The organism is Microbacterium sp. P5_B6 (assembly GCF_056400345.1).
In genome coordinates this window covers 1-7,803 of record NZ_JBFULL010000034.1, presented here as the reverse complement: position 1 = coordinate 7,803, position 7,803 = coordinate 1, and the positions used below count along the sequence as shown (strand labels likewise).

The window sequence follows — 7,803 nt, the reverse complement described above, 5'->3', positions numbered from 1 at the left end:
GGCATAGCCTGGCTGGGCGTCTTCGCGATCGCCTCGATGCAGCTGTTCATCACCCGCCTCTTCGGGGCGATGGGGGTGATCTTCGGAATGCTCCTCCTGATGGTGCTCGGCATGCCCTCGTCGAACATGGCCATGTCGGTGTACACGATGCCGCCGTTTTACCGGGTCTTGCATGAGATCCTGCCGATGGCTGCCATCGGCGAGTCGATGCGCTCCGTGCTCTACTTCGGCGGCAATGGCGTGACCGGGCACCTGCTGGTGCTCGCGATCGGCGCGGTCGTGGGCCTACTCGCGACTGCCGGGTTCGACGCGCTCCAGCGCCGCCCACCCGGCGAGAAGAGGAACGATCCGACGGAACTTCAAAAGCTCGGGAGAGTTCGACCGCAACACGCTGAACGGCAGGTACCCGGCCATCACCAGTGCCGTGGCGAGGAACATCGCCCCCAGTCCCGACATGTCGTTGTCCGGCAACGGCACGAGATCCTCCGACACGACCGTCAGACCCTCGTCGAGAACAACCGGGGCGATCAGGCTGGTGACCTTCGACACCTGCGAGGCGCCGGCGGCGGTCGCCGTGTAGAGCGTGGCGGTGTCGCCGTCGATCACGACCGCCGCGACCGCCTCGCGGTTGATCACCATGTCGCGCGCCGTCTTGGCGTCGTCGACGACCTGGGTGGCCACGGCATCCTGTTCGGCATCCGTGAGAGCTGTGTCGAACTCCCGAACGTCCATGACGCTCGAACCGGCGATGACGATCGGCATGTCGTGCGGCGTGGGCGAATGCATCGTGCCCAGGTAGCCGGTGATCATCATGCCCACCATGATCAAAGGCATCAGGAAGATCGCCACATAACGGCCGATCGACTCGGCCTTGGCGCGCTTCGCGGCCTTGGCTGCGGCATCCGCCTCGCTGAGAGGGGCGTCAGATTCGGGGACCAACGGGTCCCCCTCGACGTTTTCCCGGGCTTCCCTACGGGAAACGGTGTGTGGGGTGGTCACGATCATTCTCCTGACGCGATGGAAACGGGATCGTCATTGATCGTGGAATATCCCCAATCTAAGTCACATGGCGTAAACTGCAAATCCGTAGGCTGAAGTCTCAGCAAATCCGCAACATGCGACAGGAGAGCGCACGATGGGCCAGCACAGCGATCGGGCTCGTGAGGCGCTGTTGGATGCCGCGGAGGAGCTGTTCGCCGTGCACGGCATCGACGCCGTCTCGAACCGCCGCATCGCCGAGCACGCGGGCTCCGCGAACCACTCGGCGATCGGCTATCACTTCGGCACGCGCGACGACCTCATCCGCGCGTTGATCACGCGATACATCGACGGCATCGGCGACCGGGGCAGAGAGCTCATCGCAGAACTGGATGACGAGCCGACCGTCTACGACATCGTCCGCGCCCGACTGCTTCCGCAGTTCGAGCACCTTGACTCGCTCCCGCGTCCGAGCTGGCGTGCCCGGTTCCTCGCCCAGGTGCGTTCCGTGCCGTCAGCAGTGGCGGTGCTCGAAGAGTCGCTCGTGGAGACCGACGGCAGCCTCGATTTCGCACTGCTGAAGACCCACGTCGAGGGAGTCTCCGACGCGGTGCTGCGCGGACGCTCGAGCATCATCGGACACCTCGTCCTCGGCGTCTGCGGCGAGTACGAGGAGCGGATGAACGGAGGCGAGGTCTCCGCCGACTGGATCAGCGTCGGGTACTTCCTCATCGACGCATCCGCAGGAATGCTGTCCGCTCCCGTCACGCACCCGGACGCGGTGCTCAATGCCCCCGCCCGATCTGGCTTGATCTAGCCGCCCGCGGTTGCCCGCGGTCAACACGACGAAAGAACTTTCATGACCTGCACGGCACCCGATTCGCGCGCGCGATGAAGCCCACGAGCGACCTCAACCGGACGATCGACGAGGTCGAAGAACACCTCGGAATCGTCGTCGGCCTGGTCCGGTCGATGTGGAAAGACGCGGCAGCCGACATCCATCCCGGTCTTCAGCCGGTCGGCTGCAAGATCCTCGGCACTCTCGTGCGGCTCGGCGAAGCGAACCCGTATGTGCTGGCCGAAGTGCTCGCGACCGACAAGAGCGTGATCAGCCGTCAGATCCGCATCCTCGAAGACGCGGGCCTGGTCGTCAGCCGCGCAGACGCGAACGACGGCCGCGCACGGGTGCTCTCAGCGACGCCCATCGCGATCGAACGCGTGAGAGAAGTACGAGCCCAGCAGCACGACCGCCTYCGCGACATCCTTCTGGCCCAGCCGGAAACTGAAGTCCGCGCGTTCGCCGCCATGCTCCGCCGCATCAGCGAGTCATGACGGCAGACGAGGTCCAGCGGATCACAGTGAGCTGGTCCACTCTTCGTGCGCCGGCTATCGACGCCGTCAGCAGGCATGGCCACGATCTCAGCGTGTCGCGTTCAGCGGCTGCCGCGGCTTCATCCCTGACGCACGGTAGATGCCATCGATGAGGGTCATCGTCGCGACGGCCTCATCGACTCCATCGAGGTTCGGCTCGCCCGAGACGATCGCGTCGCGAAAAGCTTCGAGCTGGTAGCGATAGCTGCCCTTCCGGCCTGCACGCTCACGTCTTCGAACGCCTGGCCCGTCGATCCGGATCCTTCCGCCGATCTGGGGATGGTACGGCCACGCCACCCGCATTCGGGCATGGGAACCGATCACCTCGAAGCCAGACCCGAGCAGCCGGGACGACCACATCCCGCAGTCCACGACGACGTCGACCCCATCTATGTCCAGGTGGGCGGTCATACGTCGATCGATATCCCCGCGCCGGAGCGCGGTGGCACTGCGAACAGTCGGCTCACCCACGACATCCCGAAGCAGTCGGACGGGGTAGACCCCGAGGTCCATCATTGAGCCGCCGCCGAGCCGTGGATCCCACCGAATGTCCTTGCCCGGCCGGATCGGCGCGTGGAACCAGGCGGACACGCTTCGAACGTCGCCGAGTTCACCCGAATGCACCACCTCYCTCGGGCGACATCGTAGTCGTGGCGGAGGAGGCTCGGGTGTCGGTCGAATTCCCGGGCGGCACCACGCTCGTGCACGCGGACGGGCACCGAGTCGAGGGGCCGGCGCACATCATGTGGCGTCACAGTCCTGCGGATCGCGCAAAGACACCCCAGGCGCTCTCGAGCCCGCCTTCAGCCGCGGCGTTCGGCGCCATCCAGTGAAGGTTGCGGCCGAGGCCAGTGCCACTAATACGCGGCCTCGAGCTGGCTGCGCGCAGGCATTCCGGTGCACCAAGTCGCGAAATGGCTGGGATGTCGGCGACGGCACTCCGTGGGCCATCTGAGTATCTTCGCCGTCAACTCGAATGTCCCGCCCAATGAAGCGCCCGATGTCGGTGCGTCGGGAACCGTTCAAGTTGTATGAGGGACACCACCTGTGCGGGGTGGTGTACTTCAAGCCCGTGAGCCGAGATCGACATCGACATCGACATCCGCGTCCGTCTGGCGGCTGCCTTCGCCTGGACGTAGAACCCGCCCATCAGCGCGGTCGGCAGCGCAGCGACGGAGGGACAGATTCCCTCGGTCCTCCCCAAGAGGATCCGCAGAATGGCGGCCCTGCACTGTCGCCGATGGTGCTTGGTCCGCGTCGAGTGCGTAAAGATTCTTACGCAAATCCCTCTTCGCCAGGCTGGTTGTGAGTCAGTTCACGATCGGCGAGGGAGGTCCTGGGTGTCGATCACTCCAGGGTTTACGACGGCGGAGATCCGCGAGTTCGTGCATGAGTATCAGTTGCAGCCGCATGGTCAGAAGGCGATCTGGTTGCGGGAGCGTGGGCTCACCTACGCGCATTTGATCAGGTGGCGTAAGGCGGTGTTCGGCGGCAACCTCGACCGGGGCCTGGTGCCGAGGCAGGCTAGGGGGATGACCTTGCCCCCGAAACAGCGGACCGACCTGGAGAAGCAGYGCGCCGCGGAGCGTGCCGCGCATCAAGCGGAGACCGAGCGGCTGCAGGCGCGGATCCGAGAGCTCGAGGAGACCAACGTTGCGCTGGGAAAAGCTATCGGGCTCTTGCACAAGGTGAGCGAGCCAGAGCCCGACGCGCCCCAGCCGAAGACCGGTCGGTCTGGTTCCTCGACACCGAGGACACCCTCGTCGGAGAGTTGACTGCCGCGACCGGGTCGCAACGGCAGGCGCTGCAGCTCGTGGGGTTGTCGCGGTCGACGTGGCACTACCGACGGAATCCGCGGCCCAGGATCCACAACCCGGTGCCGCAGAAGGAGCGCGCCGTATCCGTCGCGGATCGACCAGGACGATCGGGACGCGATCGCAGAACTCATCACCGCCGGCTGGGTGGAGGGCGTGTCCGTCGATCACTCCTTCGCCGACGCGTGGGACGCCGGGGTGATGCTCGGCTCCCGCCGGTCCTGGTGGCGTGTCGCCGCGGACATCGAGGACCAGACTCCCCGCCCGGTCGCGCCGACCCGACGCGGCAGCACCCGCCTGCCGCGGGAAGCGCCGGTGCTGGAAGCGACCGGACCCGGACAGGTCTGGTCCTGGGACATCACCGACCTGCGATCGCCATGGCGGGGCGTCGCGTTCAATGCGTACTCGATCATCGACATCTACTCCCGCAAACTCGTCGGATACCGTGTCGAAGACCGGGAAGTCGACGACCTCGCCGTCGAGATGTTCCACGCTGCGATCGCACGCGAAGGGATCCCCGGTGTCGTGCATGCCGACTCCGGGCCGGCGATGCGGTCCGCCGTGCTGAAGGACTATCTCGCCCACCTCGGCGTCACACAGACCCACAACCGACCGCGGGTGTCGAACGACAACCCGTTCTCCGAGTCGGAGTTCCGCACCATGAAGTATCGACCGAACTACCCCGGCACGTTCGCCGACCTCGAGCAGGCGCGAGCATTCATGGCCTGGTACGCGCCCTGGTACAACGCCGAGCACAAGCACTCCGGCATCGCCCTGTTCTCACCCAACGAGGTCCGCGACGGCACCTGACAGCAGGCCTGGGCAAGGCGCGAGCAGACCCAGCAGGCGTACTACGACACCCACCCCGAACGCTTCCGACGACGCCCGACCACACCACTGCCCGCCGGGATCGTCGGCATCAACCTGCCCAAGAACGACAGCCAATCAACGCGCGAACGACTCCCCTTAGCAGGGTGAAATCGGCGCATCGCGGCCGAGTCGGCTCGACGGGCGCTCCGCCGCGGAATCATGCGGATCTTCCCCCTCACCAGGAGATTCGTGCGTCGTGCGGAGTCGCACATCACGCACTCTATGCACTCTAGAATCATCCGGAATCGGCATCCTCGGGATACTCGGGGACCCTTGGACGAACCCGACATCGAACACCGCAATCCGCCAAAAGAGGCTCGACCGATGGAGGATGGCACCGCTTGCAGTAGTGATTGGTGAGCGCATAGCCGCGAACCACGTGATGCGCCGCGACCGCTCCTTGGAATTGGCTGGTGCGCACTTGGTCGAGAAGGCGAACTGATTCACTCTCCGTTCCGTCCCGGTGTCCGTTGCACGGTCACGACGCGTCCGATTCGGTGGTCGGCCGTCTCATTGACGCTCACGCCGAGGACGTGCGCCTGTACTCCGTTGGCGTCATCCCCGTGATGGATCGAAAGACTTTCACGAAGTAGTTCGCATCGAGATACCCTGTCGCTGCCGCGATGTCGCTTACGCGGTCATCGGTTTCGGTGAGCAGGGTTGTGGCGGCTGAGATGCGTTCGCGGGCGAGGAACTGCGAGATCGTGAGACCTGTCTCGGACTTGAATCTGCGGCCCAGATGCTCAGACGAGATCTTGAGATGAGCGGCAAGTTCCGGTTGTGTCGGCGGACCGACTATGTCCGATGTCAGCCTCGAGACGGCTTTCCTCACGAGAGGGGTATAGGGCAGGGCCCGCTGTTGTCGGACGAGGGTGCAGAACTCACGGACCATTCGGTCAACTTCGGCGTACTGGTCTGACCGTCCCGGCGTGAGTCCCACGCGATGCAGCCGCTGGGCAAAGTTCTGAGACACCGCCTCGATTGTCGTTGGAGCAAGGCCGCCGCGCTGCGCAGCGATGCGGCACATGATTCTCAGAATTGTGGGAGCGAGATATGGGATCGAAAGGTAACTGAAAGAAGCGGGAAGGGTGCTGAGACGCCGCAGTTCGGCTAGAGCTTTCACCTCGTCGCCCCGCGAAACGGCGCGCATGAAGGCCTGTTCGCTCGCGTACCGGTCTGCAATGGCACTATACGATCCCGCCGTGCCACGCGACGAGGGGGCTGGCGGCGCAGTGGGGCCATCGAGGGCGACTCGTTCGAAGCCGAGCTGACCCGAGAAGGAGCCAGCGAGAAGAGCGGCTGCGCTCCGCATCACAAACTCTGATTCGACGATGGGCAGACCTGTCCGCCAGATGCGATATCGGGTGCTCAGCGAGGGGGAAGCGCCCAGCGACCGCAACGTCTCGAGATCTTGAGACTCGATGGTCGGCGCATCTGTATAAGGGCCTATCACGACGAGAGAGTCGTCGTGCCAGAAGACGCTGAGCGTGGCGCCCAGCCGGTCGCGAAGCTCGTAGACGGTGTCGTGACGCAGGCGTTGCGCTAAATCGCTGAGGTGCTCCGCCGTCAGGTAGTGCTGAAGCGTGTCGTGAARGCGCAGTGTGTCCTCGAGCTGTGTGAACAGCGCGAGCGGGTCGCGCGTGACGTGGACGCGACAGCCCAGCACGGCTTCGACGGTGCCTTGGCGGGCAGCGAACTCCGCTGACCTTGCGTCCACCGTGTCTCCGTTCTGCTACAAAACACGATCTGATTCTACTGGCGTGGAACTGTCGTTCCTATCCTGAGGCGACGAGAGACAGCGGGCATCGCTGTACGAAAGGACGCATTATGGCCATCGGGCTCCGGCACTCGATGCTTTTCAACGACAGTTGGACGTTCATCCCGGAAGAAGTCGACCCCTCTTCCCTGGGCAGTGCCGATGGGGAGGCGGTGACCCTCCCGCACACCTGGAACGCTCAGGACGGGACCGACGGAGGCAACGACTACCGTCGCGGCGTGTCCTCTTACATCAAGCAATTCGCTGTTGCTGATGACGACCAACAACGATGGTTGGAGTTCCGCGGCGTGAACTCGTCCGCCCGCGTGTTCCTCAACGGCACACTTGTCGGCACTCACGAGGGTGGGTACTCGACGTTCCGCGTCGACCTCTCGGAGGTGGTGGGCCCGCAGAACACCCTCGTCGTTCTCGTCGACAACGGCCCGAACGAGACGAGCTATCCGCAGCGTGCCGACTTCACCTTCTATGGCGGTATCTATCGCGACGTCTACCTCATCGAAGTCCCCCGGGCACATTTCGCACTGGACGACTCGGGTGGTCCTGGGGTGGTGGCGACTGTGCATCTTGACGGAGCGAACGCCAGCGTGACGCTCAACGCGCAGGTGTCCGGCGGCGACGCCGTCCACTTTTTCATCCATGGCGTCGGGGAGGTCGTCGCTCCCGTAACCGAAGGCGTGGCCACGGCATCCGTCGAGATCGCGAGCGTTCGCCGCTGGCATGGAGTGCGTGATCCCTACCTTTACTCCCTCGAGGCGACCCTTCTCGTCGACGAACAGGCCGTCGACGACGTCGCCTTGCGTTTCGGATGCCGAGAGTTCGCCGTGGACCCGGATCGGGGATTCGTCCTGAACGGCGAGGACTATCCGCTTCGTGGTGTGTCCCGACACCAGGACTGGGAGGGTGTTGGCAACGCGATCACCGCCGAGCATATGGACGCCGATCTCGAACTTCTGCGTGAACTCGGCGCGACGACCGTGCGACTCGCGCACTACC

The 7,803-nt window shown here is 64.6% G+C and carries 9 protein-coding genes; 6 read left to right on the top strand and 3 right to left on the bottom strand.

Translation table 11 applies throughout. The features are described from left to right. Positions 1 to 285: 285 nt before the first annotated feature. The gene (locus AC1DP3_RS17585; protein ID WP_477295544.1) at positions 286 to 939 is read right to left on the bottom strand and encodes a hypothetical protein; all 654 of its coding nucleotides are present in this window, start codon (positions 937 to 939) and stop codon (positions 286 to 288) included. A gap of 196 nt (positions 940 to 1,135) precedes the next feature. On the opposite strand from AC1DP3_RS17585, the gene AC1DP3_RS17580 reads away from it, so the two are divergent. Together AC1DP3_RS17580 and AC1DP3_RS17575 are read left to right on the top strand one after the other, a co-directional pair. Next, positions 1,136 to 1,795, top strand: coding sequence for a TetR/AcrR family transcriptional regulator (locus tag AC1DP3_RS17580; protein ID WP_477295542.1), 660 nt, complete (start codon positions 1,136 to 1,138; stop codon positions 1,793 to 1,795). Between the two features lie 74 nt (positions 1,796 to 1,869). Further along, positions 1,870 to 2,310 (top strand): MarR family winged helix-turn-helix transcriptional regulator, encoded by a 441-nt coding sequence (locus tag AC1DP3_RS17575; RefSeq protein ID WP_477295540.1) that lies wholly within the window; start codon positions 1,870 to 1,872, stop codon positions 2,308 to 2,310. 87 nt (positions 2,311 to 2,397) lie between these two features. Here the strand turns inward: AC1DP3_RS17575 and AC1DP3_RS17570 are convergent, their stop codons facing one another. Continuing rightward, positions 2,398 to 2,973, bottom strand: coding sequence for a Gfo/Idh/MocA family protein (locus AC1DP3_RS17570; RefSeq protein ID WP_477295546.1), 576 nt, complete (start codon positions 2,971 to 2,973; stop codon positions 2,398 to 2,400). A gap of 44 nt (positions 2,974 to 3,017) precedes the next feature. On the opposite strand from AC1DP3_RS17570, the gene AC1DP3_RS17565 reads away from it, so the two are divergent. From AC1DP3_RS17565 to AC1DP3_RS17555, 3 genes are all read left to right on the top strand, one after another. Then, positions 3,018 to 3,182, top strand: coding sequence for a hypothetical protein (locus tag AC1DP3_RS17565; protein ID WP_477295538.1), 165 nt, complete (start codon positions 3,018 to 3,020; stop codon positions 3,180 to 3,182). Positions 3,183 to 3,689: 507 nt separating this feature from the next. Further along, entirely contained in the window at positions 3,690 to 4,124 is a 435-nt protein-coding gene (locus AC1DP3_RS17560) for a hypothetical protein (RefSeq protein WP_477295536.1), read from the top strand. A 195-nt stretch (positions 4,125 to 4,319) separates the two neighbouring features. Next, on the top strand, positions 4,320 to 4,973 hold the full coding sequence (locus AC1DP3_RS17555) for a transposase (protein ID WP_477295535.1): 654 nt from the start codon (positions 4,320 to 4,322) through the stop codon (positions 4,971 to 4,973). Positions 4,974 to 5,553: 580 nt separating this feature from the next. On the opposite strand, the gene AC1DP3_RS17550 is transcribed toward AC1DP3_RS17555, so the two are convergent. Further along, complete coding sequence (locus AC1DP3_RS17550; protein WP_477295534.1) at positions 5,554 to 6,750, bottom strand: helix-turn-helix domain-containing protein; 1,197 nt, start codon at positions 6,748 to 6,750, stop codon at positions 5,554 to 5,556. 110 nt (positions 6,751 to 6,860) lie between these two features. Here AC1DP3_RS17550 and AC1DP3_RS17545 point away from each other — a divergent pair. After that, positions 6,861 to 7,803 (top strand): glycoside hydrolase family 2 protein (locus AC1DP3_RS17545; protein ID WP_477295533.1); only part of this gene is annotated, 943 nt, incomplete at its 3' end.

Coding starts and splice junctions, on each gene's coding strand:
- AC1DP3_RS17580 (WP_477295542.1), top strand. CDS start 1,136: ATGGGCCAGCACAGCGATCGGGCTCGTGAGGCGCTGTTGGATGCCGCG.